This window comes from Pantoea sp. X-Soil-OKNW-556, assembly GCF_059730695.1.
In genome coordinates, this window is record NZ_AP035993.1 from 25,289 (window position 1) to 50,806 (window position 25,518).

General features: G+C 51.1%; 21 protein-coding genes. 16 read left to right on the forward strand and 5 right to left on the reverse strand.

The genetic code is table 11. From position 1 onward, the window contains the following. Window positions 1-401: 401 nt before the first annotated feature. Genes AC6I8T_RS25180 through AC6I8T_RS25190 form a run of 3 tightly spaced genes read right to left on the reverse strand, consistent with a single transcriptional unit; the run spans window position 402 to window position 4,081 of the window. The gene (locus AC6I8T_RS25180) at window positions 402-1,661 is read right to left on the reverse strand and encodes a glycerate kinase type-2 family protein (RefSeq protein ID WP_208727058.1); all 1,260 of its coding nucleotides are present in this window, start codon (window positions 1,659-1,661) and stop codon (window positions 402-404) included. Window positions 1,662-1,663: 2 nt separating this feature from the next. Continuing rightward, on the reverse strand, window positions 1,664-2,752 hold the full coding sequence (locus AC6I8T_RS25185) for a tartrate dehydrogenase (RefSeq protein ID WP_021183859.1): 1,089 nt from the start codon (window positions 2,750-2,752) through the stop codon (window positions 1,664-1,666). Window positions 2,753-2,770: 18 nt separating this feature from the next. Continuing rightward, the gene (locus AC6I8T_RS25190; RefSeq protein ID WP_208727059.1) at window positions 2,771-4,081 is read right to left on the reverse strand and encodes an MFS transporter; all 1,311 of its coding nucleotides are present in this window, start codon (window positions 4,079-4,081) and stop codon (window positions 2,771-2,773) included. A gap of 130 nt (window positions 4,082-4,211) precedes the next feature. Here AC6I8T_RS25190 and AC6I8T_RS25195 point away from each other — a divergent pair, with 130 nt between their 5' ends. The 5 genes from AC6I8T_RS25195 to AC6I8T_RS25215 all read left to right on the forward strand — a co-directional run bounded on the left by AC6I8T_RS25195 (window position 4,212) and on the right by AC6I8T_RS25215 (window position 9,199). Continuing rightward, entirely contained in the window at window positions 4,212-5,120 is a 909-nt protein-coding gene (locus tag AC6I8T_RS25195; protein ID WP_497831473.1) for a LysR family transcriptional regulator, read from the forward strand. Between the two features lie 383 nt (window positions 5,121-5,503). Beyond that, the gene (locus tag AC6I8T_RS25200) at window positions 5,504-6,799 is read left to right on the forward strand and encodes an MFS transporter (protein ID WP_021183862.1); all 1,296 of its coding nucleotides are present in this window, start codon (window positions 5,504-5,506) and stop codon (window positions 6,797-6,799) included. Window positions 6,800-6,858: 59 nt separating this feature from the next. Then, window positions 6,859-7,719: a L(+)-tartrate dehydratase subunit alpha gene (gene ttdA / locus AC6I8T_RS25205; RefSeq protein ID WP_021183863.1), complete on the forward strand. Its 861-nt coding sequence runs from the start codon at window positions 6,859-6,861 to the stop codon at window positions 7,717-7,719. Continuing rightward, window positions 7,716-8,324 carry a L(+)-tartrate dehydratase subunit beta gene (gene ttdB, locus AC6I8T_RS25210; RefSeq protein ID WP_021183864.1) on the forward strand — a complete coding sequence of 203 codons (609 nt, stop codon included), beginning with the start codon at window positions 7,716-7,718 and terminating at the stop codon, window positions 8,322-8,324. Before ttdA ends, ttdB begins: the two co-directional genes overlap by 4 nt. A gap of 20 nt (window positions 8,325-8,344) precedes the next feature. Beyond that, entirely contained in the window at window positions 8,345-9,199 is an 855-nt protein-coding gene (locus tag AC6I8T_RS25215; RefSeq protein ID WP_021183865.1) for a fumarylacetoacetate hydrolase family protein, read from the forward strand. Window positions 9,200-9,320: 121 nt separating this feature from the next. Here AC6I8T_RS25215 and AC6I8T_RS25220 read toward each other — a convergent pair whose 3' ends face one another. Both AC6I8T_RS25220 and AC6I8T_RS25225 read right to left on the reverse strand, forming a co-directional pair. Then, window positions 9,321-10,331 carry a substrate-binding domain-containing protein gene (locus AC6I8T_RS25220; RefSeq protein ID WP_036625976.1) on the reverse strand — a complete coding sequence of 337 codons (1,011 nt, stop codon included), beginning with the start codon at window positions 10,329-10,331 and terminating at the stop codon, window positions 9,321-9,323. A gap of 36 nt (window positions 10,332-10,367) precedes the next feature. Further along, on the reverse strand, window positions 10,368-11,642 hold the full coding sequence (locus AC6I8T_RS25225) for an O-acetylhomoserine aminocarboxypropyltransferase/cysteine synthase family protein (protein WP_208727061.1): 1,275 nt from the start codon (window positions 11,640-11,642) through the stop codon (window positions 10,368-10,370). Window positions 11,643-11,960: 318 nt separating this feature from the next. Here AC6I8T_RS25225 and AC6I8T_RS25230 point away from each other — a divergent pair, with 318 nt between their 5' ends. The 11 genes from AC6I8T_RS25230 to AC6I8T_RS25280 all read left to right on the forward strand — a co-directional run bounded on the left by AC6I8T_RS25230 (window position 11,961) and on the right by AC6I8T_RS25280 (window position 25,518). Then, entirely contained in the window at window positions 11,961-13,040 is a 1,080-nt protein-coding gene (locus AC6I8T_RS25230) for an S-methyl thiohydantoin desulfurase (protein WP_497834751.1), read from the forward strand. 11 nt (window positions 13,041-13,051) lie between these two features. Continuing rightward, on the forward strand, window positions 13,052-13,654 hold the full coding sequence (locus AC6I8T_RS25235) for a glutathione S-transferase family protein (RefSeq protein ID WP_208727063.1): 603 nt from the start codon (window positions 13,052-13,054) through the stop codon (window positions 13,652-13,654). A gap of 74 nt (window positions 13,655-13,728) precedes the next feature. Continuing rightward, window positions 13,729-15,360 carry an S-methyl thiourocanate hydratase gene (locus AC6I8T_RS25240; protein ID WP_036625978.1) on the forward strand — a complete coding sequence of 544 codons (1,632 nt, stop codon included), beginning with the start codon at window positions 13,729-13,731 and terminating at the stop codon, window positions 15,358-15,360. 5 nt (window positions 15,361-15,365) lie between these two features. Then, on the forward strand, window positions 15,366-17,687 hold the full coding sequence (locus tag AC6I8T_RS25245) for a molybdopterin-dependent oxidoreductase (protein WP_497834752.1): 2,322 nt from the start codon (window positions 15,366-15,368) through the stop codon (window positions 17,685-17,687). Between the two features lie 156 nt (window positions 17,688-17,843). Then, window positions 17,844-19,241 (forward strand): hydantoin-5-propionate amidohydrolase, encoded by a 1,398-nt coding sequence (gene ertD / locus AC6I8T_RS25250; protein WP_497834753.1) that lies wholly within the window; start codon window positions 17,844-17,846, stop codon window positions 19,239-19,241. Further along, complete coding sequence (gene ertE, locus AC6I8T_RS25255; protein WP_497834754.1) at window positions 19,235-20,500, forward strand: N-carbamyl-l-glutamate amidohydrolase ErtE; 1,266 nt, start codon at window positions 19,235-19,237, stop codon at window positions 20,498-20,500. Before ertD ends, ertE begins: the two co-directional genes overlap by 7 nt. Window positions 20,501-20,568: 68 nt before the next feature. Then, the gene (locus AC6I8T_RS25260; protein ID WP_497833186.1) at window positions 20,569-21,672 is read left to right on the forward strand and encodes an ABC transporter ATP-binding protein; all 1,104 of its coding nucleotides are present in this window, start codon (window positions 20,569-20,571) and stop codon (window positions 21,670-21,672) included. Then, the gene (locus AC6I8T_RS25265; RefSeq protein ID WP_021183875.1) at window positions 21,669-22,319 is read left to right on the forward strand and encodes an ABC transporter permease; all 651 of its coding nucleotides are present in this window, start codon (window positions 21,669-21,671) and stop codon (window positions 22,317-22,319) included. Before AC6I8T_RS25260 ends, AC6I8T_RS25265 begins: the two co-directional genes overlap by 4 nt. Beyond that, window positions 22,316-23,035, forward strand: a complete 720-nt coding sequence (locus tag AC6I8T_RS25270) for an ABC transporter permease (protein ID WP_497834755.1) — start codon at window positions 22,316-22,318, stop codon at window positions 23,033-23,035. Before AC6I8T_RS25265 ends, AC6I8T_RS25270 begins: the two co-directional genes overlap by 4 nt. A gap of 5 nt (window positions 23,036-23,040) precedes the next feature. Then, the gene (locus tag AC6I8T_RS25275; protein ID WP_021183877.1) at window positions 23,041-23,916 is read left to right on the forward strand and encodes an ABC transporter substrate-binding protein; all 876 of its coding nucleotides are present in this window, start codon (window positions 23,041-23,043) and stop codon (window positions 23,914-23,916) included. Window positions 23,917-23,982: 66 nt separating this feature from the next. Beyond that, window positions 23,983-25,518, forward strand: a complete 1,536-nt coding sequence (locus AC6I8T_RS25280; protein ID WP_497834851.1) for an HAL/PAL/TAL family ammonia-lyase — start codon at window positions 23,983-23,985, stop codon at window positions 25,516-25,518.

Below are 25,518 nucleotides of genomic sequence, written 5' to 3' on the forward strand. Positions count from 1 at the left end.
ATTCACTTGCCTGGTGGGAATACAACGCTTCATTACTGTTAACGAATCGACGTTAATATTTAAATAGCCTTAGAAATACTGTTGCCATTTTGTAACGGCGCATCATAGGCGCATTGGTAGCACATGATCACGTTATCTGGTTTATATAAACTATTTAAATAATCCATCTCGTCCTTGTTATATGATTTATAAGAAAAAACCTTAATGTACCTCATGGTACATTTACACTTTGTTTTATCTTCACAACCTTGTGAAATGTTTTAGCTCATTAGTTATCCAGGCATCCGAGATAGCGCCGTTAACAATTGGCTTTTTTTTGATCTCACAATATTTAATAAATCACGCTGGTGATTACAGAAATAACAGCTTTCCCGGATGTCCGGGAAAGCTGTTCAGGAGGGTCAGGCAATTAATATGGCGCGAATATCATTCACGTTGGTGAGGGTGGGGCCGGTCATCACCAGGTCGCCAATGGAGTGGAAATAACTGTAGCTGTCATGTCCATCCAGATACGTGGCGGCATTCAGACCATTCAGCTTCCCGCGTGTCAGCGTGTCCGGCGAGATCATGGCACCGGCTGCATCTTCCGTACCGTCGATACCATCCGTATCACCGGCAATCGCCCAGATACCGGCTTCCCCCTGTAAAACACAGGCCAGACTGAGCAGAAATTCAGTATTACGCCCGCCTTTACCCGCGCGGCCATTGGTCACCGTGACGGTGGTTTCGCCCCCTGACAGCAACACCGCTGGCCCTTTAACGGGATGACCATACTGTTTCACCGATCGGGCGATACCCGCCATCACGACAGCAACCTGGCGGCTCTCTCCTTCGATGGCGTCACCGAGGATCAACGGAGTTAAGCCGAGCTTACGTACCTCTGCGGCGGCAGCTGCAAGGGCTAATGCCGGGGTAGCAATCAGCCTGGTTTCAGCATATCCGGTCTGCGGTGGTACTTGCTGGGGATGAGTCAGCACATAACGCACTGGCTCTGCGATGGGAATGCTATAGCGTTCCAGCACTTTCAACGCATCCCCCGGAGAACTGTTATCGGCAACCGTTGGACCAGAGGCCACGTCGGTTGGGTTGTCACCCGGAACATCGCTGATAATCAGAGAAACCAGCCGTGCCGGTTGTGCCAGCAGCGCCAGTTTGCCCCCTTTAACCGCTGACAGATGGCGACGTACCAGATTCATCTCCCTGATATTGGCCCCGCTGTGCAACAACGCGCGGGTAATCGCCTGCTTATCAGCCAGAGTCAGCCCCGGAGCAGGGAGTGCCATCAGCGCCGAACCACCACCGGAAATCAACGCCAGCACCAGATCATCCGGGGTCAGTCCACGCAGCGACTCCACGATCAACATCGCGGCGGTTTCGCTCATGGCATCGGACACCGGATGGGCCGCTTCCAGAATACGAATGCGACCGGCAGGGACGGCGTGACCATAGCGAGTCACCACGACGCCACTGACATCCACATCCGGCCAGGCCGCGTCTACCGCTGCGGCCATCGCGGCAGAGGCTTTACCCGCGCCAATTACCACACAACGGCCTTTCGGTTTTTCAGGCAGTGCCGGGGGAATGACAGGCCCGGGACGGGCACTGTCAACAGCACGCTGAAAGATATCTTGCAGAATCTCTGCGGCCTGTTCATTTCTCATCGTTATGCGGTCTCAGCTACGGTGGCTTTCGAGGTGATAAATTCAACCACGGCTTTGGTCACATCCGCAGTTTTTGCCGTACCGCCCACGTCCGGCGTCAGAATGCCTTTGGTGCAGGCATACTCGATACCTTCCATCACCAGCGCGGCGGCATCATGTTCGCCGAGATGTTCCAGCATTTGCACCGCCGTCCAGAAGGTGGCGATCGGGTTCGCGATGCCTTTGCCGGTGATGTCAAAGGCTGAACCGTGGATCGGTTCGAACATCGACGGGAAACGATGCTCAGGGTCGATATTGGCGGTCGGGGCGACACCCAGGCTGCCTGCCAGCGCACCGGCCAGGTCGGAGAGGATATCGGCATGCAGGTTAGTCGCGACAATGGTGTCCAGACTCTGCGGATGCACGGTCATGCGATGTGTCATGGCATCGACCAGCATCTTGTCCCATTTCACATCCGGGAACTCCTGTGCCACTTCTGCGGCGATCTCATCCCACATCACCATACCGTGACGTTGGGCGTTGGATTTGGTGACCACGGTCAGCAGCTTACGCGGGCGAGACTGCGCCAGTTTAAAGGCATAACGCATGATGCGGGTTACACCCACACGGGTGAAGATTGCCACTTCAGTACCAACCTCTTCAGGCAGGCCACGGTGTGCACGACCGCCGTTCCCGGAGTATTCCCCTTCAGAGTTTTCACGCACGATCACCCAATCCAGGTCGCCAGGACCGCGATTACGCAGCGGCGAGGTGACGCCCGGCAGGATTTTGGTCGGACGTACGTTAGCGTACTGGTCAAAACCCTGGCAGATCGGCAGGCGCAGGCCCCACAGCGTGATGTGATCCGGCACATCTGGCGCGCCCACGGCACCGAAGTAGATCGCGTCGAATTTCTTCAGCGTTTGCAGGCCGTCTTCCGGCATCATCACACCGTGTTTTTTGTAGTAATCCGAACCCCAGTCAAAAGTTTCGATATCAAATTTCAGCTGTGGATTCTGGCGTTCCAGCGCATGGAGCACCTCAACACCGGCAGAGATCACTTCAGGGCCGATACCGTCCGCAGGGATAGCGGCAATTGAGTAGTTACGCATGTTATTTCTCCTGTTAAATCAATGTGTATGAGGATGTGGAATATCGACTGTCTGCGGTTTATTCGCCTGGGCAGACAGAATCAAAACAATCAGGGCCGACAGGGCGAGCAAGCCCGCAACGAAGTAAAGCCCCCAGGTGTAGCTGCCGGTTTGTTGGCGGATCACGCCGATCATCATCGGACCGACGAATCCACCCAGGTTGCCAATCGAGTTGATGGTGGCGATACCGGCGGCAGCGGCCGGGCCACTGAGAAACAGCGTTGGCATGCTCCACAGCGGGGGTTTAGAGGCGCTGATGCCGACCGTCACTAAGGTCAGTGCGAGAATCACCGTCAGCAGGGTGCTGACATTACCGGCGTAAATCAGCCCGGCCGCCGCGAGCAGGCAGGCACCAATCACATGCCAACTGCGTTCGTTTTTGCGGTCGGAATGGCGCGCCCACAGAATCATGGCGATAACGCCAATCACCGCCGGGAAGGCATTCAGGAAACCAATTTCCAGCGATGTTGCACCGAAGCTATGGATGATTTGCGGCGACCAGATCCCAAGTGTGTAGAGGCCAGCCGAGGTGCCGAAATAAACCAGCGCCAGCGCTAACACACGCCTATCAGCCAGCCCGCGCCAGGCGCTGGTGTGACTCTGTTTTGCTGCACGCGCCAGTTCTTCGGCCTGCATGGTATTTTGCAGCCACTCACGCTCTTCATCGGTCAACCATTTGGCTTTCGCCGGGCGGTCGGTCAGGAAGAACAGCACCACGATGCCAAACACCACGGCAGGAATGGCTTCCAGCACAAACATCCACTGCCAACCGGCGAAGCCCATCAGGCCGTGCATCTCGAGCAATGCGGCGGAGATCGGTGATCCCAGCGCGGTGGAGAGGGGGGCCGCCGCCATAAAGATCGCCGTGACCTGGGCGCGTTTCGCCGCCGGGAACCAGAAACTGAGATACAGAATGATGCCGGGGAAGAAACCTGCTTCCGCGACACCGAGCAGAAAGCGCAGCACGTAGAAGCTGGTGGTGCCCTGAACAAATGCCATGCAGCCAGACACCAGACCCCAGGTGATCATCACGCGGGCGATCCAGATGCGGGCGCCCACCTTATGCAGTATTAAGTTGGATGGGACTTCGAAGAGAAAATAGCCGAGGAAAAAGATCCCAGCACCCAGCCCAAATACGGTGGGGGAGAAACCTAAATCCTGATTCATGGTTAATGCAGCAAAACCAATGTTTACGCGATCGAGAAATGCGATGAAGTAGAGCAGCATGATGAAAGGGACAATGCGCAACGTCACTTTACGCATCACCCTTTTTTCGAGGTGATTATTCATATTAAAGTGCTCCAGATTGTGTAGGGGTGTGTTATTTTTTTGTAATCAAGTTCAGTATGCAGTTTTGGATTAGCAGATCATTAATGTACGATTATATAAATTATTTGAATAATGCTTTGGCGAGGAAAATGTGGATATAAATCAATTGCGTTGTTTTGTCGCCGTGGGCAAAGAGTTACATTTCGGTCGCGCAGCCCAAAGAATGGAAATGATGCCTGCGTCACTTTCTCGCTTCATTCGATTACTCGAAGAGGATCTGGGCGTCCGACTTTTAAATCGATCAACACGTAATGTTTCGCTCACCGCGGAGGGCGCGATTTTTTTTGACGAAGCTAACAAACTCATCGATCAATTTGATGCGCTGGCACTACGATTTAAAGGTGGGTTAAAAGATGAGCGTCGCACCTTAAGGATTGGTGCGATTGACAGTGCGGCACGCGGATTAGTCCCGGCGTTACTCAATCGCTTTGTTCCGACGCACCCTAATACGGATATTCATATTATTGAAGATAAAACCATCAACCTGCTACCGAAATTAAAATCAGGCTGGCTGGATATGATTTTTTTTCGCGCGCCACAAATCATTGATGCATCCATTTCCGTACGTTTTATTACGCGCGAAAGTTGTGTCCTGGCAGTACCGGCGAGCCACCCGCTGGCTGAACGTAACGAAGTTTCATTAGATGATTTCAAACATGAAGCGATGATTATCCCGGAAAGACGTACTCGCCCACATAGCCATGACCTGACCATGAGCATCTACAAACTGGCGGGACTCACGCCGGTGATTGCGCAATTTGCTGAAGAAAAACAGACCATTTTAAGCCTGGTGGCAGCCGGTCTTGGCCTGGCGGTGGTGCCAGCGTCCTATCGCAACATGAACAGCGAGAATGTCGCCTATATCGACCTGCAATTAGATGAACATATTAAAGGTTTGCCGTTGAGTATTGCCTGGCAGAAGGGCAACGAAGATGAATATTTAAGGGATATGTTGAAGTTATTAACCGATCACAAGAGCGAACTTACCGGAAAGTTGTGATGTTTTGCGGGTGCAGACGGGGTGTTGCTCGTCTGCAAAAGTATTGAAGTAATGAGAATCACTGTTATTCCATCCTGTTTGCATCCCCCTCCTGCCTGGCAACAATTTGAATTCGATCACATTTCTGTATATTGGTTTTTCGGTCAATTGTTTCTTAATCGTGTAATTAAGTTTGTCTCGCTGTAAAAATAAATCATTATCAGCTGAATTAAGTGATCCAGGTCAACCAAAAGGACCTGGTGGATTTTTTCTGTGGATTGTGTGAATTATTTATATAACCAGGGTGCAATGATTGCCTGAGTTTAATTCATTATAGTTTTCCCAGTGCAATGTAAACATCAGTCCAAAACGTACCCCTGATAATACTTAAAAGGCTGGAAAATATGAATAATGATATTGAACGCATCACGTTACGAAAAATAACGTGGCGCATCGTCCCTTTTGTTATGTTTGCCTATTTTATTGCTTTTTTTGATCGAATAAATATTGGCTTTGCGGCATTAACCATGAATCAGGATTTAGGGTTTTCTTCATCGGTTTTTGGTCTTGGCGCTGGGCTGTTTTTTGTGGGTTATTTTATTACCGATGTCCCCTCAAATGTTATTTTGCAAAAAGTTGGCCCACGTATCTGGCTGGCGCGCATTATGATCAGCTGGGGGGTGATTGCTGCCTGCATGATGTTTGTCAAAAGCGCCAGCGGATTCTATCTGTTGCGTTTTCTGCTGGGGGTGGCGGAAGCGGGTTTCTTCTCCGGCATCATCCTCTATCTCAGTACCTGGTTTCCAATTAAACGCCGTGCTCAAGTGATTGCCTTTTTTATGGCGGCAGCGCCTATCTCGGCGATGTTAGGTTCACCGTTAGCCGCCACCATCCTCAGCATGCACGGCGCCCTGGGTCTGAAAGGTTGGCAGTTGATGTTTCTGCTGGACGCCATTGCCGCTGTCATCCTCGGTATTTTTACCTTCTTCTACCTGAATGATCGTCCGGAAAAAAACAGCTGGCTGAATAAGAGTGAGACGGCATGGTTAATTAGCACCCTTGAGCAGGAAGGCAAGAATAAAGCACCGGGTGAAAAAACCAGCCTGTGGAAAGGACTCTCTGATATCCGCGTATTGACGCTGGCAATCGTCTATTTTGGCACCTCAGCCGGGCTGTATTCTCTGAATATCTGGTCGCCGCAGTTCCTGAAATCCTTTGGCCTGACCACCCTGCAAACCGGTTTTATTAATGCGTTACCGGCAGCGCTGTCGGTAATTGCGATGATCAGCTGGGCAAAACACTCCGACAAAACCCATGAACGTACCTGGCATGTGGTGTCTGCCTGTTTGCTGGCGTGCGTCGGTTTCATTCTGGCCGGTTCGGTGCACAGCTTAACGCTGGCGGTGGTGGCGCTGGTGATGGCCAGTGTCGGCATCTCTTCCTGCAAGCCTCCCCTGTGGAGCATTCCGTCGCTGTTCCTGAAAGGCCCGGCGGCCGCCGCCGGACTGGCGGCAATCAACTCAATCGGCAATCTGGGTGGTTTTGCCGGTCCGGCGATCATTGGCTGGCTAAAAGAAACCACCGGCAGCTTCTCTCTGGCGATGTATTGCGTGGCGGGAATGTTACTGCTGTCGGCCATCCTGACCCTCTCTATTCAAATTAACCGCAAACGGGAAGCGGTGAACAATTCCCTTGCCTGATTTAATGCTGGAGAACCCTTGTGAGCACATTAACTGCTGTTGAAAACCTGACGGACATAATGACCCGATTTACGGGCTACGTCGGTAAACGTCTGCCAACGGACGTGATGAAAAAACTGGAAGCGCTGCGCGAGCAGGAGACTGCCCCATTAGCCTGCGCTGTTTATGACTCGATGTTTGAAAACCAGAAACGCGCCGATGAACTGGATCGCCCCTCCTGCCAGGACACCGGCGTGATCCAGTACTTCATTACGGCGGGTGCACGTTTCCCTTACCTCGGCGAACTTGAAGACGTGCTGCGCAATGCCACGCTGGAAGCCACACGCAAGGCGCCTTTACGCCATAACGCGGTGGAAACTTTTGTCGAGAAGAACACCGGCACCAATACCGGCTCGCGTGTGCCCTGGCTGGACTGGGAGATCATTCCCGATGACGACGGTTGCACCATTGAAGTGTATATGGCCGGTGGTGGCTGCTCGTTACCTGGCGCGGCTAAGGTGCTGATGCCAGGTCAGGGCTATGAAGGCGTTAACCAGTTTGTGTTCGATGTGATCACCTCCTATGGCGTCAACGCCTGCCCGCCGTTACTGGTGGGAGTCGGGGTATCCACCTCGGTTGAGACGGCGGCACGGTTGTCGAAAAAGGCCATCCTGCGCCCGGTCGATTCACGCCATCCCAATGCGGATGCGGCGAAAATGGAGGAACTCCTCGAATCGGGCCTCAATCAGGTGGGACTGGGGCCGCAGGGCTTGGGCGGCAATGCTTCGGTGATGGGCGTCAATATTGAATCGTCGGCGCGCCATCCCTCCACCATCGGGGTGGCGGTGTCTACCGGCTGCTGGGCGCACCGCCGTGGAGCTATCCGTTTCTCTGCTGATTTGTCGTATGAAATTCTGTCTCACAAGGGGGCGGTACTGTGAAAAAAATCCTGACAACACCGATTAAAGATGAAGACTTACTGGCGCTGAAACCGGGTGAAGTGGTTTATCTGACCGGAACCCTGGTGACGTGCCGTGACGTGGCGCACCGCCGCCTGATTGAATTGGGTCGTGAACTTCCGGTGGATTTGCGTGGTCTGGCTATTTTCCATGCTGGCCCAATCGTCGTCGAGCAGGGGGATAACCAGTTCCAGATGATCTCGATTGGACCGACGACCAGCATGCGCATGGAGAAATTCGAAAAAGAGTTTATCGAACGAACCGGGGTGAAGCTGATTGTTGGCAAAGGCGGTATGGGGCCAAATACCGAAGAAGGTTGCCGTCAGCATAAAGCGGTACACGCCATCTTTCCCGGTGGTTGCGCGGTATTAGCCGCAACCTGCGTAGAAGAAATTGAGGATGCCCAGTGGCGGGATTTAGGAATGCCGGAGACATTGTGGGTATGCCGGGTTAAAGAGTTTGGCCCGTTAATCATCTCTATCGATACCGAAGGTAACAACCTGATTGAAGGGAATAAGCAGGTTTATAATCAGCGCAAGCTACCGGTGATTGAAGAGATTAACCAACAGGTCAAATTCATTAAATAGCCTGATGGCTGAGGGTTTATATGAAACTACTGAGTTTTATTCATCCCAACACCGGAAAACGAACGTGGGGATATCATCAAAATGATCAAGTGGTTGATTTAGGCGGTCATTACCCGGATTTAAAGTCAGCGCTAATGAGTGATTTTTTAAGCGATATTCTCCCGGTGGGTGAGCAATTTCCGACGTTCTCACTGGACGAAATCACCTTTCTGCCCGTGATCGACAATCCGGATAAAATATTCTGCGTGGGGATGAACTATCAGGATAAACGTATCGAGTTTGAACAAACCATTGATGCGCCGACGTTGTTTGTCCGTTTCCCTGATTCGCTAACGGCGCACAGCGCGGAGCTGTGCAAACCGGAAAGCAGTAATGAATTTGATTATGAAGGTGAGCTGGCGGTGATTATTGGTAAGCACGCCAGTAACGTAAGCTGCGATAACGCGCTGCAATATGTGGCAGGTTATAGCTGTTTTATGGATGGTTCTGTGCGGGATATGCAGTACACCTGGTTTACGTCAGGTAAAAACTGGCAGAGAACCGGCGCATTTGGCCCCTGGATGGTCACCCGCGATGAGATTGAAAATCCGCAGACGCTATCCATCAACACCTGGTTGAACGGGCAACGGGTACAGCATGATTCCACGCAAAACATGGTCCGTTCGGTTGCGGAGCTGATTGCTTATATTTCCCGCTTCAGCCCGCTCAACCCAGGGGATGTGATTATTACCGGGTCACCCGGCGGTGTGGGTAAAAAAAGAACCCCACCGTTATTTATGCAGGAGGGTGACACTATCGAAGTTGAAATCAGCGGGATCGGGCGTTTATCTAATCGCGTGGCGGGTTTGAGAGTGATTGAGTCACTTCATTCGTAGTCATCGTTAACATCGTGACGAACTCAGGTTAACCCGGAAGGGGATGAGTTCGTCGTTATTGGCCGAAAAGAGCAGCGGATGATGGCTGAACTTACACGCGACTACGACCAAAATGGAAAATTTAATCTGATTCCCGAATGATCAGCATCGCTTTTTGTAAGTGGTGAAATTCTGACTCACTTCGCTGATACAGATGGCGGCTAAAAAACATCCCCAACTGTTTACCATTCTCTTTAGGAAAGGGATCCATCGTGGTAAGGGGCGGGCTGGCATAAGTCGCCCCCGGCGTATTACCGTAACCAATCAGGGAGATGTCTTTTCCCGGCTGTAAACCCATGAGACGACAGGCAGCCATCGCCCCAATCGCAATATCATCTGTGGCACAGACAATTGCCGTGGGCCGTGGCTGAACTTTCAACAAACGGCTGGCAAGTACATACCCGTCCATTTCGGTCAGTCCTCCCATCATCTGCCATTCGTTACGATAGATAAGCTGATGATCCTGCAAACATTGCCGGTATCCTTCATGCCGCAACCGGGCATAATTGAACTCAGTGGAGGTATTTATAAAGGCAATGTGCTTATGGCCGCGGGCAATCTGTCGGGCAGTGGCCTGATAAAAGGCATCGAAGTGATCGACATCGACCCATGCATAGGGTTGCTGTGACTGTGTCCGGCCAAACGTGATAAATGACAGGTTGTTATTTTGCGCATACTCGACGCGCGGATCATTAACGCGGGTTCTCAGGATCAGAATGGCATCAACCAAATTCTGCTGCACCATATCCTGATAGCTGCGGACATCCTCATCACTTTCGTTGCTATATTGATTGGTGATCAGCAGCTTCAGCCCGGCGGCCTGGAGTTCAAACACCAGTGTGCCGAGCATTGAAGAATAGAAAGGCTCCACCAACATGCCATTCATCAGCGGAGGGGGGAGAACCACGCCAATCATGTTTGTTCGTCCGCCCTTAAGTCTTCTTGCTACGGGATTCGGTATGTAGCCCAGTTCAATCGCCCGTTGCATGACGCGCTGTCGCGTATCATAAGCCACATCGCTGTAGCCGTTGAGTGCCCGTGACACTGTTGATTTGGATAATTTAAGGTCTCTGGCAAGTTCAGAAAGCGACATGTCTTTTCCTGGTATTGATAACTGGGCTTGTATGCCTTAAGCGGTGTGTTCCAAAGCCTGAATCAGGTCATTCAGGATATCTTCAATATCTTCTATTCCGACAGACAGACGGATCATTTCCGGTGAAACACCCGCAGCGAGCAACTCGGCGTCGTTCAGTTGCCGGTGGGTTGTCGATGCCGGATGACAGGCGAGTGAACGTGCATCACCAATGTTTACCAGGCGCTTAAACAGGTTGAGTGCATCATAAAATGCCTCTCCTGCGGCAAATCCCCCTTTTAACCCAAAGGACAATATGCCTGACGGGCGGCCCTGCATATACTTAATCGCGAGCTCGTGATGGCGATGACCGGGCAATCCCGCATAATTGACCCATGAAACGGCGGGATGGTTTTGAAGAAATTCAGCGACCTTGAGGGTGTTTTCTACATGCGCCTTCATACGTAAAGTCAGCGTCTCCAGGCCCTGGAGGATAAGAAATGCATTCATTGGAGATAATGCCGCGCCTGTATTTCTGAGGGGAACCGTGCGCGCTCTGGCGATAAAGGCCGCATCACCAAAAGTTTCTGTGTAAACAACACCATGATAAGCAGGTTCAGGTGAGGTGAGGCAAGCGAATTTTTCCGGATGCAAATGCCAGGGAAATTTTCCCGCATCGACGATGACGCCACCCAGTGAGTTACCATGTCCTCCAACATATTTGGTCAATGAGTGGACCACGATGTCTGCACCATGCTGGATAGGCTTGCATAAAACGGGTGAGGCGACGGTGTTATCCACCATCAATGGGATGTGGTGCCGATGCGCAACCTCTGCCAGACCGGCAATGTCGATAATGTTACCCGCTGGATTACCAATACTTTCACAGAAAACGATTTTAGTATTTTGGTCGATCGCCTTTTCAATTGCCTCGGGTGTGTCATTCTCGGCAAAAGTCACCTTTATCCCCAGCCCCGGTAACATATGGGCTAAAAGCGTATAGGTACCGCCGTACAATTGCGGTGTTGCAACGATGTTGTCCCCTGAGCGAGCGAGCGCCAATATTGCAGCGGTAATAGCGGCACTCCCTGAAGATAATACCAAAGCGGCAATCCCTCCCTCGAGGGCTGCCATTCGTTTCTCCAGCACATCATTTGTCGGGTTCATTATGCGGCTGTAAATGTTACCCGGTACTTCCAGATTAAACAGATCGGCGGCATGCTGTGCACTGTCAAATTCATAAGCCACGTTTTGATAAATAGGAACCGCGACACTTTTTGTGACGGGGTCGCACTGAAATCCGGCATGAATGGCAAGCGTGGCATCTTTCATTATTCTCTCCTTAAAATGTGTAATGAATGGCGTAGCGGAATAAGTAAATTGTGCATTAGATGTAATGCATCTCTGGAATGACTTCAATCCCTCCTGTTTTACATATCCAGGATAAAAATTATGTTGCGATCCATGCTGGTGCACTAAAATGGTGCTAATGCACGTTATTTGATCGAGTTATTTAGGTAATACAGGGTAAAAACGCGAACAAAAACGGTTTTGTTAACTGGCATTTTGCTTGCAGCTAACTATAAATATCGACTTATTTTATTTTTAAATAAGCTTATTAATAAATTGTACTGTCATGGTGATTGATAAATGAGAGACCTTAGTGTTAAAGATGTCCTCCCGGCAATGTATGGTGGCTTGCTGCTCTCCGCCGGTGGAAGTGGTGTTAATAACTCGTTAGAAAAACACGATTTGGCTGCTGAAGTGGCTCTCGGTCTTAACACCATCCGTCTTGCAAAACTTGATGAAATAGACGATGAAGGGTATGTGTTAATTTCGACATCAGTGGGTGCACCAGGTTTTGCAAAACCTGAATTGGTGTTAAAAGATCATATTAGTGCCGCAGAGTCATTAATTGAAAAACTCGGTAGTAAACCTGTCGGTATCATGTGTGGACATGTACCGGGATTTAATGGCTGGCTTGTCGCCGCGGCATTAGATGTCCCCTATATTGATGCAGCGGCAAATGGTCGTGGTCACCCGACAGTGAAAATGGGTGGGATGGGGTTAGCATCCCGACCGGATATTTCAATTGTGCAGGTTGCTCAGGCAGGATATGCCTCAACAGGATCAAAAATCTCCGTGGTCGCGGAAGGGAATTTGGTTAAAACATCCCAGGTGATGCGACATTGCGCCACAATAAGCGGGGGACTGGTTGCCTCCGCCAGAGGGCCATATAAACCTGATTTTATTGCAGAAAATGGTGCTTCTGGTGCTATTTCATTTCAAATTGAGCTGGGAGAAGCCATGTTGTCAGCGGAGCCGGGTCTGAACCGTGCCACGGCAGCAGCCTCATTTATGGGAGGCGAAGTGATCATCAGCGGCAGAGTAATAAAAAATGATGTGGTTTATAAAGACGGATTCGACATCGGTTATGTCACGGTCAGTAATGGCAGTGAAACTCTCACTCTGGGTGTCTATAACGAATTTATGACGGCGGATAAAGAAGGGACTCGCGTGGCGACTTTTCCAGACATGATTGGTTCAGTTGATGCTCGCACGGGTGACCCGATTTCTATTTCAACGATGTCGGAAGGAAAGGAAGTCAGCATTATTATTGCGCATCATACTCAGTTTCCGCTTGGCAAAGGTGCTATTGACCCGGTTGTATTTACAGAAATAGAACAGGGACTTGGTGTTGAACTTTATTCTTATATTAAATCGAATTAATAGGGCGTTTTATGATCAAGTTGTATGACAGCAAACTTTCAGGCAATGCATGGAAAATTAGATTGATGCTGAACTTTTTACAGATCCCTTATGTAAGGGAAACGCTTAATCTGGCCGAAGGAAAGCATAAAGAAGACGCCTTTAAAAAAATTAACCCCTTTGCTCGCATTCCCGCTGTGGAGCTTGCAGACGGACGCTTCCTGAATGAGTCTAACGCCATACTGCTCTATTTTGCCGAGGGCACTTCTTTATTACCTGTCGATCCCGTATTACGGTGCAAAATCAATGCATGGTTGTTCTTCGAACAAGCGGATTTGCTGCGCTTTTTGGCGTACCCACGCTTTTATACCATGATCAATCAACGTGAAAAGCACCAGGATATTATTTCTCATTATATGGAATTAGGTAAACCCGCCCTTACCCATGTAGATAAGTGTCTCGAAAAGAATACCTGGATTGCGGGTGAAAGCCTGAGTGTGGCCGATTTTAGCCTCTACCCTTATATTTCGATGGCTGAAGAAGGTGGATATGTATTAAATGAGTGGCCATCGATCCAGCGCTGGTTGAAAGATTTTAAAGACATCCCTGGTTACGAAAATATTGTGAACGCCTGATGCTTATTCTGCGTCATTACTTTTTCATCAGGTAGTTAATGGGTTAACTTTTTCGATTGTTCAGGATATTAATTATGTCACGTAAGATTACTGCCCAGCGGGGTAGCGAACTCCGGTGTAAAGGATGGCGCCAGGAAGCCATTCTCAGAATGCTGGAAAATAATCTTGAGAATGCTGAGAACCCCGATCAACTGGTGATCTACATGGCCTGGGCGAAAGCGGCACGAGACTGGGTGAGTTTTGACCAGACGGTCGATGCGCTTAAGCGTCTCGAAAGCAACCAGACCCTGGTGATGCAATCGGGTAAACCTGTGGGGATTTTTCCATCACAAAACACCACGCCTGTCGTGTTAATGGCTAACGGCAATGTGGTTGGCGGATGGGCGGGGGACGATGATTATCGCAAGCTTGAGCGGGCGGGACTCACCGTTATGCCGGGGATGACGGCTGCCGCCTGGCAATATATTGGTAGCCAGGGCATTTTGCAGGGCACCTATGAGACATTCATGTCTGCGGCGCGTGAACATTTCTCGGGCAGTCTGGCGGGGCGGCTGATTGTTACAGGAGGATGTGGCGGCATGAGTGGTGCGCAACCCCTTGCCGGACAGCTCGCCGGTGCGGCCACCCTGGTGGTTGAGGTTGACGAAAACAAAATCCAGCGTCGGCTGGACAGCGGTTATTGCCAGGTCCTGACATATGAGCTGGATGAAGCGCTTGCTCTGTGCGCCAATGCTCAACGTGCAGGAAAAGGCATCTCAGTAGGGCTGGTTGGAAATATTGCTGAAGTTTTAACGGTGCTGGTTGAACGCGGTCTGACACCGGATATCGTCACCGATCAGACGATTGCTGAACCGGTAAACGGCTATTTCCCGCTTGGCGTGACAAAAGAAGACGTCGTGAGCTTGCGCCAATCGGATCCTGAAAAACTGAAGGCTTTGTCCTACGCAACCATCAGGCAGCATGTTTCAGCGATGCTGACGTTGCAGGAACGTGGAGCCATCGTTTTTGAGTACGGGAATAATCTCCGAAAATATGCGAGTGAAGCCGGGGTCAGTGCGGCCTTTGAAATTCGTTCGTTTATTGAAATGTTTATCCGTCCACTTTTCTGTCAGGGGATTGGCCCCTTCCGTTGGATTGCAGTAAGTGGCGATCCTCAGGACATTTATAAAATTGATGATCTGGTGCTGGAATTGTTTCCGGGCAACCAGCGGATTGTCGACTGGATAAAAACCGCCAGAGATAACGTTCAGTTCACCGGCCTGCCAGCGCGTATCGGCTGGATGGGATATGGCGAACGCAAGAAACTGGCGCTGGCCGTCAATCAACTGGTGGCGGAGGGTAAGATTGGACCGATTGCCTTCACGCGTGATCATCTTGATTCTGGATCTGCCACCTTGCCGCACCGTGAAACTGAAAATATGTCTGACGGTTCGGATGCGATTGCCGACTGGCCAATCCTGAATGCCTTACTGAACTGCGGGTCAGGTGCCGATCTGGTGGCCGTTCACTCTTTAGGTAACTGGGGGGTCTCGGCAGGAGTGACCACGGTAGCGACCGGGGATCAGGATGCGGCGGAGCGGTTATCGCGGGTGATGGATAATGATACCGGCATCGGTATTCTGCGTCACGCCAGTGCCGGGTATGAAACTGCGGTAGACCTTGCCCGCGAGTCGGGGCTGGGTATCTCTGCGCAGTTTAAGGATTAACGGTCATGTCACTCTCGCCAGAACGTAAAATCCTGACTTCAACCCACTGGGGTATTTACGAGCTTCATATTGAGAATTCGGCCCTCGTTGCGGTTAAACCGTGGGCGGAAGACCCGGAACCTTCACCAATTGGTCAATCACTGCCAGGGGCGATCGACGGGCCGGTGCGTATCGCCCGTCCTTTGATTCGTAAAGGGTGGCTGGATAAGACATCCAGAGAAGCTACCCCGCGCGGCAGAGATGCGTTTATTGAGGTTTCCTGGGATGAGGCGCTGGAGATCGTGGCAGCCGAACTGGATCGGGTACGGCAACAATATGGGAATCAGGCTATTTATGCGGGTTCCTATGGCTGGGCAAGCGCAGGGCGTTTTCACCATGCGCAAAGCCAGATTCATCGCTTTCTGAATCTGATCGGCGGGTACACGAGTTCAGAGAACACCTATTCGTCAGCGGCGGGTGAAGTGGTGCTGCCGTATATCATTGGCAACCAATATGGTCTGGTCAGCCACTACACCACCTGGGAACAGATCGCCAGTCACGGTGAGCTGGTGCTGGCGTTTGGCGGTCTACCAGGGCGTAACAGTCAGATTCAGGGGGGGGGCGTTGGCAGACATCTGCACAATGCATCCCTGCAACGTGCTGTGGAGCAGGGCGTGCGATTTATTAATCTCTCCCCCTGTCGCGATGATATGCCAGAGAACATCCCTTCTGAGTGGTTACCGCTGCGACCCACCACGGATAGCGCATTACTCCTGGCATTGTGCTACGAGCTGATTCAGCAGCAACGTTACGATAAGGCGTTTATCGAGCGATGCACCGTCGGATTTGAGCAGATTTCAGCTTATTTGCGGGGTGATAACGATGGCATTGTGAAAGACGCCGCATGGGCGGCGGCTATCTGCCAGATCCCGGAAGCCAAAATTAGAGAACTGGCCGATCTAATCGCCTCGCACCGTACGATGGTCATGGTTAATTGGGCGATTCAGCGAGCAGAGTTCGGCGAGCAACCTTACTGGGCGGCTGTCACCCTGGCAGCGCTATCCGGTGATATTGGGCTGCCAGGGGGGGGATTCGGCTTTGGTTATGCCTGTCTGAATGGCGTCGGACAAAATGAGCTGGGTTATCGTTGGCCCAGTCTGCCTCAGGGTAAAAATCCGGTTGCTGAAAGCATCCCGGTTGCGCGTCTGGCAGACATGCTTCTGGCTCCGGGTGATGAGTATGACTTCAACGGCATGACCCGGCGTTATCCGGACATCCGACTGGTGTACTGGGCCGGTGGCAATCCTTTTCACCACCATCAGGATCTCAATCGGCTGGTTAAGGCGTGGCAACAGCCGGAAACCATCATTGTTCAGGAGCCGTTCTGGAACGCGACCGCTCGGCATGGCGATATCATCCTGCCCGTCACGACTTCATTTGAACGCAATGACATCGCGCTGGTAAATCGTGATAACACGATTGTTGCCATGAAAAAAGCGCTCCCTGCCTTCAGGGAAGCGCGTGATGATTATCATATTTTTCAATCTATTGCGCAGCAACTCGGCATAGAAGAAAACTTTACCCTGGGCCGGACCGCTGAGGAGTGGGTGGAGGATTTGTATGAACAATCCCGTAAAAGGAATCCCCTTCTGCCGCCGTTTGACCAGTTCTGGCAGGAAGAGGTGGTGACCTTTGCCCAGCCAGCAAGCCATTACAATCTTCTGGAGGATTTCAGGGCAGATCCTGCGCGTTGCCCCCTGATGACAGCATCAGGACGTATTGAACTCTATTCACAACCGGTTGCCGATTATGGCTATACGGAGTGCCCTGGGCATGCGGTCTGGCGGGAACCCGAGGAGTGGTTGGGGGCGCCGCTGGCGCGCACCTATCCGATTCATCTGTTGTCGCCGCAGCCAGCGGATAAATTGCACAGTCAATACGACCACGGCAAGGTGAGCCAGTCAGCAAAAATCCACGGAAGAAACCGGCTGTTGATGCATCCGCTGGATGCGCAGCACAGAGGGATTGTTGCGGGTGATGTTGTGCGGATTTTTAACTCCCGTGGGCAGTGCCTGGCCGGTGTAAAACTCAGTGATGCCATGATGCCGGGTGTAGCGCAGCTCCCGACAGGTGCCTGGTTTGATCCTTTATATCAGGATGGGGAGTGTCTGGATAAACAGGGTAATCCCAATGTACTGACACAGGACAAGGGAAGCTCCCGACTTTCACAGGGGCCGAGTTGTAATTCTTTGTTGGTTGAGATTGAGCGTTATATTTCGCGATTGCCAGAAATCACCGCGTTCACGCCACCACAGATATTAAGGCGATGTCAGAATGTTAAAGAATAAATGTTCCTGCGAATTTCCATGATCTTTTTATGAGGAATTAGCCAGAGCGGGTTATTGAAACTTCAGGTTGCCCGACTACTTATAATCTTCCACTGCAATATCTTGTCCGAGGTGCAGGGAGTGATGTTTATTTAATTTACTACAGGTAAGATGAATATGTCTTTGAATGACTTTGCATGTGAAAAAATCATTTTAGGTACTGTGGTTCTTTCCGATAAAATTATTGAAGATGGCTTTGTCGCGATCAGCAATGGCCTGGTGGTTGCGGTAGGTGAAAGGGGGCAATCATTGCCCCAAACCAATGATCTCATCGACTACCGTGGCAGTTATATTTTTCCGGGTGCGATTGATGCTCAAGTTCATAGTCGTAGCCAGAAAGGCAATGAGGATTTTATCTGGTCAACCAAGGCGGCTGCCGCTGGCGGTGTGACCACGATTGTTGATATGCCTTATGATGCCGGGCGTCTCATTTGTAATGAAGCGTTGTTCAACCTCAAGAGAAAAGAGGCAGAAGAGCAGGTAAGAGTTGATTTTGCGTTGTATGGCACTGTTCATCCGGAAGAAGGGAAGCAGCACCTGGAAGCCATGACCCAGGCTGGTGCGATAGGCTTCAAATTCTCAAGTTTTGGTACCGATGCCCAGCGTTTTCCACGTATTGCTCCGCATATGTTATATGAATGTTTTAGTGAAATATCTAAACTTGGCTTGATTGCTGGCGTGCATAATGAGAACGATGAATCCGTAAAATACCTTATTGAAAAATTAAAACAGGAAAATATCACCGATTACCGGGCGCATAATCTTTCACGACCGCGTTACACTGAAAATATTGCCAGTGCGGAAGTGTATGAATTAGGCGCAGAAACGGGATGTCGTGCGCATATTGTCCATTGTTCTAATGGTCGTGGTATTGAATTATGCAAAAGCTACCGCGATCTGGGTTATGACGTGACGGTTGAAACCTGCCTGCATTATTTAACCTTGAGTGAAGAAGAGGATGTGGCCCGGCTGGTGGGGAAAGCAAAAATTAATCCCCCGGTGCGGCAAAAGGCAGAACGTGAAGCGCTGTGGCAGCATCTCGAAAAAGGGAATATTACGGTCCTTTCGACCGACCACGTAAGTTGGTCACTGGAGCGTAAAAACTCTGCGAATATGTTCGAGAATGCTTCCGGTGCGTCAGGGTTGGAATTACTGGTAACCCTGGCACTGACCGGTGCTGAACAGCGCAATATCGCTTTTCATCATCTGGCCAAAGTCCTCAGCTATAACGCCGCCCGGCTGTTCCGGTTGGATAATTGTAAAGGTGCACTGGAATCTGGCAAAGATGCCGATCTGATCATCATCAAACGTGATCCCTATATCTACTCAGCCGCTGAAAGTGGCAACAACTTCTCTCCGTGGTCACCCTATGACGGGCGCGAAATCTATTATCGCGTTGAACGCACCATGCTGAGAGGTGAATGGATTTATGCCGACAACGTCGTGACGGCTGAGCCGGGGAATGGCCAGTTCGTTTCTCCACATTGTCGCCGTGAGGTGGCGGAAAAATGGTGATCAATGATTCTCGTATGTGGCAGTGGCTGCTGACGCTGAGCCAGTATACCGATCCTGCACAACCCTACACCCGGCGCTCATTCAGTGAGCGTTTTCTGGCGGGCAGAAGTTGGTTAACGCAGCAAATGGAAATGTTGGGTCTGGATACACACATTGATAGCGCAGGTAATCTGATTGGCCGCATCAACGGCACTGATCCTGATGCCGGAACCCTGGTGATGGGTTCTCACAGCGATACGGTTCCGGGTGGCGGCCGCTTTGATGGTATTGCTGGGGTCATTGCCGGTCTGGAATGCATTGCCGCGATGAATGACGTCAATTATCGTCCTCGCCATAGCATAGAGATCATTGATTATCTGGCTGAAGAACCCAGTGAATGGGGCATTTCCTGCGTTGGTAGCCGAGGGATCAGTGGCTTTCTGCATGAGGCCATGCTGGAAACGCCTCATCCTGAAACCGGTGAGTTGTTACGAGATGCAATTCGCAGAGTGGGCGGAAAACCTGACCAACTCAGCATCAGAAAGGACATCAAAGCCAGCTTCGAGTTGCATATTGAGCAGGGACAGATCCTGGAACAACATCATGAAGATATTGGGATTGTCAGTGGCATTGTCGGGATTCTACGCCTGTCGCTAACGCTGGCGGGCCAGGCTGCACACGCAGGGACTACGCCAATGCATATGCGTCAGGACGCTCTGGTTGCCGCGGCCAATACGATTCAACGGGCAGATAACCTTGCCCGCGCGATTTCAGCCGCAGGCGATCATCATCTCACCGTTACCTGCGGGCAAATATTCTCCTCTCCCAACGCCAGTAATGTCGTGCCCGGCGAAGTGCGGCTGGTGTTCGATATTCGTTCTGACAGCCATCAGGTCATGGAAGATTTTGCCAATGCGCTCAGCAACATGGCCGGGCAGGTCACGCAGGAGTTCGGCGTTTCATTACAGGATTTCGTCATCCTTACGGATACACAACCCACCCTCTGTGACGCTCAGTTGATGTCGTTGATCCAGCAGTCATCTCAGCAACGGGGATGGTTGTCCCGCGTCATGCCCAGTGGTGCAGGGCATGACAGCGCCTTCCTGGCGACGCTCGCACCCGCAGCAATGCTTTTTGTCCCCAGTTTACTGGGGAAAAGCCACTGCCCGGAGGAATGGACGTCGCAGGAGCAACTGGCTCGTGGCATCAGTGTGCTGCTGGATTCTGCCATCGCATTTGACAGGCAGGGATTCGAGCCATCGGTACGCAACGTTTCCTGAATATCAGACGGTGCCCCTCGTCAGCATGAGATGAGGGGCTGCTCAAAAAATAAGGCAGTGGGCTAATCATGATTTCGTTCGAGAACGTCACAAAACATTATGAAGATGGAACCCTGGTTGTGGACCGGCTCTCTTTCACGGCACCAACGGGGAAGTTGACTATTCTTGTCGGTCCCTCGGGATGCGGAAAGACGACAACATTGCGCATGATCAATCGTTTGATTGAGCATTCTTCGGGGAAAATTTTACTTAATGATCAGTCGATTGACGAATTGGATGTCGTCAAATTAAGAAGAAAGATTGGTTACGTCATTCAAAATGCCGGACTTTTCCCGCATAAAAACATCGTTGATAACATTGCAGTGACCGCCATGCTTAATGGTGCAACGCGCCACGCCGCGCGTAAAACGGCCATGGAATTGCTGGAACGTGTGGGCCTGTCTGCATCGCTGGCCAATCGCTATCCCTGGCAACTTTCCGGTGGGCAGCAGCAGCGGGTCGGGGTTGCCCGCGCGCTGGCGTCCGATCCTGAATTTATGCTGATGGATGAACCCTTTAGCGCGGTTGACCCCGTTGTGCGCGAGCAGCTCCAGGATGAGTTTTTGCGTCTGCAAAGGGAGATTGGCAAAACCATTATCATGGTCACGCATGATATTGATGAAGCGATGAAGTTGGGTGATCAGGTTGCCGTTCTCATGCCGGGAGGACGGCTGGCACAGGTTGCCTCACCGGCTGAACTCCTGACCTCACCGAAGAGTCCGTTTGTCGCCGATTTTATCGGCAGGGATCGCGGGTATCGTCGTTTAACCTTTAGCCCATTGCAGCCTCAATTACCCCTGCAAACCGAACCGACCGTTAATCTGGGTGAAAGCGTCACACGGGCCAGAGCGGTGGCTCAGGGACGCTGGGTACTGGTCACTGGGCAGAATAAACCACTGGGTTGGTTTGATCTGGAACAGGCCACTGAGCCAACGATTGAACTCAGTGACATCAATCTGGGGAGCACTTTTTCGCCTCTTTCCGGCAACTTGCGTCAGCTGACAGATGCGGTACTCAGTTCACCCTGCCAGCGAGGTGTCATTGTTGATGACGAGCAGCAACTGCTGGGAACGCTGGGGTTTGATGATGTTCTGGACGTTCTGCGCGCCAGCAACAAGGCGGTGGGGCTATGAGATTTGACTGGCTTTTACGGCAAAGTGACCAGATAGCCCAGTTGTTTCTCTGGCATCTTTGGTTATCTGTGTTACCGGTGCTCATCGGCCTGGCACTGGCGCTCCCGGCTGGTGGACTGATTCAGCGGCTACCCCGTCTGAAAGCGGTGCTGCTTAACCTGTTTGGGTTGTTATATACCATTCCTTCCCTCGCATTATTCATTTTACTCCCCGGTATTCTGGGCACGCGCATTCTGGATACGGTTAATGTGATGGTTGCTCTGGTTATTTATGCCTTTGCACTGCTGGTGCGCACGGTATGTGATGGGCTGGATTCCGTATCACCAGACACCCGCCAGGCTGCCATCGCATTAGGATACAAGCCCTTTCACCAGTTTCTCACGATCGACCTGCCTGTCGCGATCCCCGTCATCGCCGCTGGATTTCGGGTCGCGGTGGTCTCGAACGTGAGCATTGTATCGATTGCTGCCCTGGTGGGAACGCCGCAGCTTGGCAGCCTGTTTACACAAGGGTTTCAGCTACAGTTCCTGACGCCGATCATCGCGGGTGTGGTTTTGTGTGTCCTGCTGGCGTTGTTGCTCGACAGCCTGGTGGTGTATGGCACGCACAAGCTGGTGGTATGGCAACCGGCAAGGAGAAAATCATGATTGCATGGTTTGCTGACAGTTCACACTGGCTGGGAGATGACGGCTTGCTGCTCCTGATTTGGCAGCATCTGCTTTACAGTGCGGTTGCTCTGGTGTGCACATTGCTGGTGGCTTTTCCGATTGGTTGTTATTGCGGGCACACCGGGAAAGGTGAACGCGTGTTGATAGGGTGCGCGAACGCGCTCAGGGCTTTACCGTCTTTTGGTCTGATCATTATTCTGGTGATTATCTTAGGCCCGGTTTTCACCTCGGATTTGGCTTTCATTATACCCAGCCTGATTGTCTTAATCGTACTGGCGTTACCATCAGTTATGCTCGGAGTATGGTCTGGTATCACCAGCATCGACCGTACCGTTATTGATGCGGCCAGAGGAATGGGCTATTCCCCGTGGCGTTTACTGTTAATGGTGGAATTACCTTGTGCGTTACCTTTAATTATCTCCGGTATTCGAAGTGCGACGCTACAGATCATCTCTACGGCGACCATTGCTGCTTATGTCTCTTTAGGTGGCTTAGGACGATTGATTATTGATGGGCGTGCGCAGAGTGATTACCAGCAAATGATCGCAGGTGCATTGTTAGTGGCTGTTTTAGCGTTATTAGTTGACTTTATATTTTCATTATTAATCAGGGTAGTGGTTTCGCCCGGTATTTTACGGCGTGAAACATCACAAAAATCTTCCGTTCCATCTATTCTTACACGCAACCGGAGTTAACTTAAATGAAATTGAGTCATTTATTTGCGGCATCTCTGTTATCGCTCGCTTTTTGCCAGGTCACCCATGCAGCAGAAGCGTCAGAAACGATTATTATTGGTTCAGCAGACTTCCCTGAGAGTCAGGTCCTGGCAACTATTTATGCGGATGCACTGGCGGCAAAAAATATTCATGTAGAAAGAAAAATGAATATTGGGAGTCGCGAAGTCTATATGCCCGCGCTGATTGACGGGTCGGTCAATCTTATGCCTGAGTACACCGGTGCCGCGCTGCAATATTTTGATAAAAAATCACAGGCCAAAACGACCGAGCAGGTGGCCGGTGACCTTGTAAAAGCGCTGCCCAAAGGCATCACCATGCTGACACCGTCGCAAGCGCAGGACGTGGTGACACTGGCAGTGACCGAAAAAACAGCGGAAAAGTTTAAGCTGAAAGATATTGGTGACCTGAAAACGCACAGTCAAAGTATGACACTGGGCGGCCCGGCTGAATGGAAAACGCGTCCCGAAGGGTTGCCGGGACTGAAATCTGTCTATGGTCTTGAGTTCAAATCCTATAAAACGCTGGATGTTTGTGGCCCACTGACATTATCGGCGCTGGTGAACGGTCAGGTTAATGTTGCCTGTGTATTCTCAACCGATCCCTCGATTAAGACCAGAAATTTAGTTTCTCTTAACGACACGCAGAATTTAAATCCGGTGCAGAACGTTGTCCCTCTTATTTCTTCGGCTAAGGTCAATAGCACGGTAACTGACACGTTGAATGCCATCTCACAGGCATTAACGACACAGGATCTGATTGCGATGAATGCGCGTCTCGATAATCATGATGATTACGATGTTATTGCTTCTGACTGGCTCAAAGCACACAAATTAAATTAATGCCGCCGCAGGTGGGGAGCGCGGTTCTCCACCTGCATATTTTTGGATAAAAAAATGAAAGATTTCATGCATGCTGTGCTGAAGAAAAAAGAGATGATAACTCTCAGTGAGCAAGGGTGTACGGTTGAGGATATTGTTGCCATTGCCGCCGGTGCAAAAGTGATGCTTGCCCCATGTTCTCTGGAAAATATGAGAAAAACGCAGCAGCTAATGCAGGATGCAATTACCAGTGGCGTTCCCATATATGGCCTGACGACCGGCGTTGGTGACCTGTACAGTGTCAAACTTTCTCCCGAAGAAATCAGACAAACACAACTCAACATGTTACGCAGTCATGCCAGCGGCGTGGGCACCCCACTGGATAGCTGGAATGTTCGCGCCATTATGGCCACGATTATTGTCGCCATGCTGAAAGGTGCGAGCGGTGTTTCACCCGAATTGCTGGAAACAATGGCCGCCATGTTAAACAAAGGCGTGACACCGCGGGCACCATTAGGTGGATCTGTGGGCTATCTGATCGCGACAGCACATATCGGACTGAGTGTCTTTGGTTATGGAGAGTCATGGTTTGAGGGTGAATGGCTATCGGGCGCTGAAGCCATGCAACGCGCGGGTATTACGATTCGCGAACCCGGCCCAAGGGAAGGACATGCATTAATCAGCGGCACCTATGAGATCTCCGGACTCGGTGCTATCGCGTTGGTGCGGTGCGAAGCGCTGATCGCGCTTGCCGACCTTGCGGGGGCAATGAGTTTAGAATCTATGCGCGGAAATGTAAGTGGATTCGATCCCCGACTGCACCGTTTTCGCCCGCATCCCGGCCAACTGGAAACCGCGGATCGGCTTCTGAAGCTTTTAGCCGACAGTGAAATTCTTGATGCACATCGGCATTACCGTCTACAGGATGCACTGAGTTTACGCTGTATTCCTCAGGTCCACGGCGCAGTTCGGGATGCAATCACGTATTGCAGGAAAGTGCTGACTACCGAGCTCAATTCACTGACAGACAATCCTATTTTCATTGTGGAAGATGATGAGCTGGTCGCGTTACCTGGGGGCAATGGACACGGGGCACCTGTTGCGCTGGCACTGGATAATCTGGCGATTGCGGTTGCCACATTATCTACGATTTCTCAGGCCAGAAGTGACCGGCTTGTGAATCAGCACCTGAGCGGATTGCCTGCATTTCTCTCGGGCCGTGAGGGCGGAGGGTCTGCATTTTCTATCTCACCTTGTATTGCTGCTGCGCTCTCGGCGGAGAATCGTGCGCTTGCCGCACCAGCCTCCGTGCATACCCTGTCCACAGTGGCCGGACAGGAAGATCATATTTCTCAAGGCGCGTTGGCAGCGCGTAAGGTGCAGACTGCGATTGAAAATCTGGCGGATTTATTGAGTGTCGAATTGCTCTGCGCGGCACAGGCGCTGGATTTCCATAAACCGTTGCGTCCGGGAAAAGCGACAGCGGCTGCGTGGGAATTAATAAGAACTAAAGTCACCTTCCGCGTCAGTGATCGTGAAATGTACCCGGACCTTGCCGATGTGCGCCGTTTTATTGATGATGGCAGTTTGAATCATATTGTGGATAACGTACTCAGCGGTTGA

Coding starts and splice junctions, on each gene's coding strand:
- AC6I8T_RS25180 (WP_208727058.1), bottom strand. CDS start 1,661: ATGAGAAATGAACAGGCCGCAGAGATTCTGCAAGATATCTTTCAGCGT.
- AC6I8T_RS25185 (WP_021183859.1), bottom strand. CDS start 2,752: ATGCGTAACTACTCAATTGCCGCTATCCCTGCGGACGGTATCGGCCCT.
- AC6I8T_RS25190 (WP_208727059.1), bottom strand. CDS start 4,081: ATGAATAATCACCTCGAAAAAAGGGTGATGCGTAAAGTGACGTTGCGC.
- AC6I8T_RS25200 (WP_021183862.1), top strand. CDS start 5,504: ATGAATAATGATATTGAACGCATCACGTTACGAAAAATAACGTGGCGC.
- ttdA (WP_021183863.1), top strand. CDS start 6,859: ATGACCCGATTTACGGGCTACGTCGGTAAACGTCTGCCAACGGACGTG.
- AC6I8T_RS25215 (WP_021183865.1), top strand. CDS start 8,345: ATGAAACTACTGAGTTTTATTCATCCCAACACCGGAAAACGAACGTGG.
- AC6I8T_RS25220 (WP_036625976.1), bottom strand. CDS start 10,331: ATGTCGCTTTCTGAACTTGCCAGAGACCTTAAATTATCCAAATCAACA.
- AC6I8T_RS25225 (WP_208727061.1), bottom strand. CDS start 11,642: ATGAAAGATGCCACGCTTGCCATTCATGCCGGATTTCAGTGCGACCCC.
- AC6I8T_RS25230 (WP_497834751.1), top strand. CDS start 11,961: ATGAGAGACCTTAGTGTTAAAGATGTCCTCCCGGCAATGTATGGTGGC.
- AC6I8T_RS25235 (WP_208727063.1), top strand. CDS start 13,052: ATGATCAAGTTGTATGACAGCAAACTTTCAGGCAATGCATGGAAAATT.
- AC6I8T_RS25240 (WP_036625978.1), top strand. CDS start 13,729: ATGTCACGTAAGATTACTGCCCAGCGGGGTAGCGAACTCCGGTGTAAA.
- AC6I8T_RS25245 (WP_497834752.1), top strand. CDS start 15,366: ATGTCACTCTCGCCAGAACGTAAAATCCTGACTTCAACCCACTGGGGT.
- ertD (WP_497834753.1), top strand. CDS start 17,844: ATGTCTTTGAATGACTTTGCATGTGAAAAAATCATTTTAGGTACTGTG.
- ertE (WP_497834754.1), top strand. CDS start 19,235: ATGGTGATCAATGATTCTCGTATGTGGCAGTGGCTGCTGACGCTGAGC.
- AC6I8T_RS25260 (WP_497833186.1), top strand. CDS start 20,569: ATGATTTCGTTCGAGAACGTCACAAAACATTATGAAGATGGAACCCTG.
- AC6I8T_RS25265 (WP_021183875.1), top strand. CDS start 21,669: ATGAGATTTGACTGGCTTTTACGGCAAAGTGACCAGATAGCCCAGTTG.
- AC6I8T_RS25270 (WP_497834755.1), top strand. CDS start 22,316: ATGATTGCATGGTTTGCTGACAGTTCACACTGGCTGGGAGATGACGGC.
- AC6I8T_RS25275 (WP_021183877.1), top strand. CDS start 23,041: ATGAAATTGAGTCATTTATTTGCGGCATCTCTGTTATCGCTCGCTTTT.
- AC6I8T_RS25280 (WP_497834851.1), top strand. CDS start 23,983: ATGCATGCTGTGCTGAAGAAAAAAGAGATGATAACTCTCAGTGAGCAA.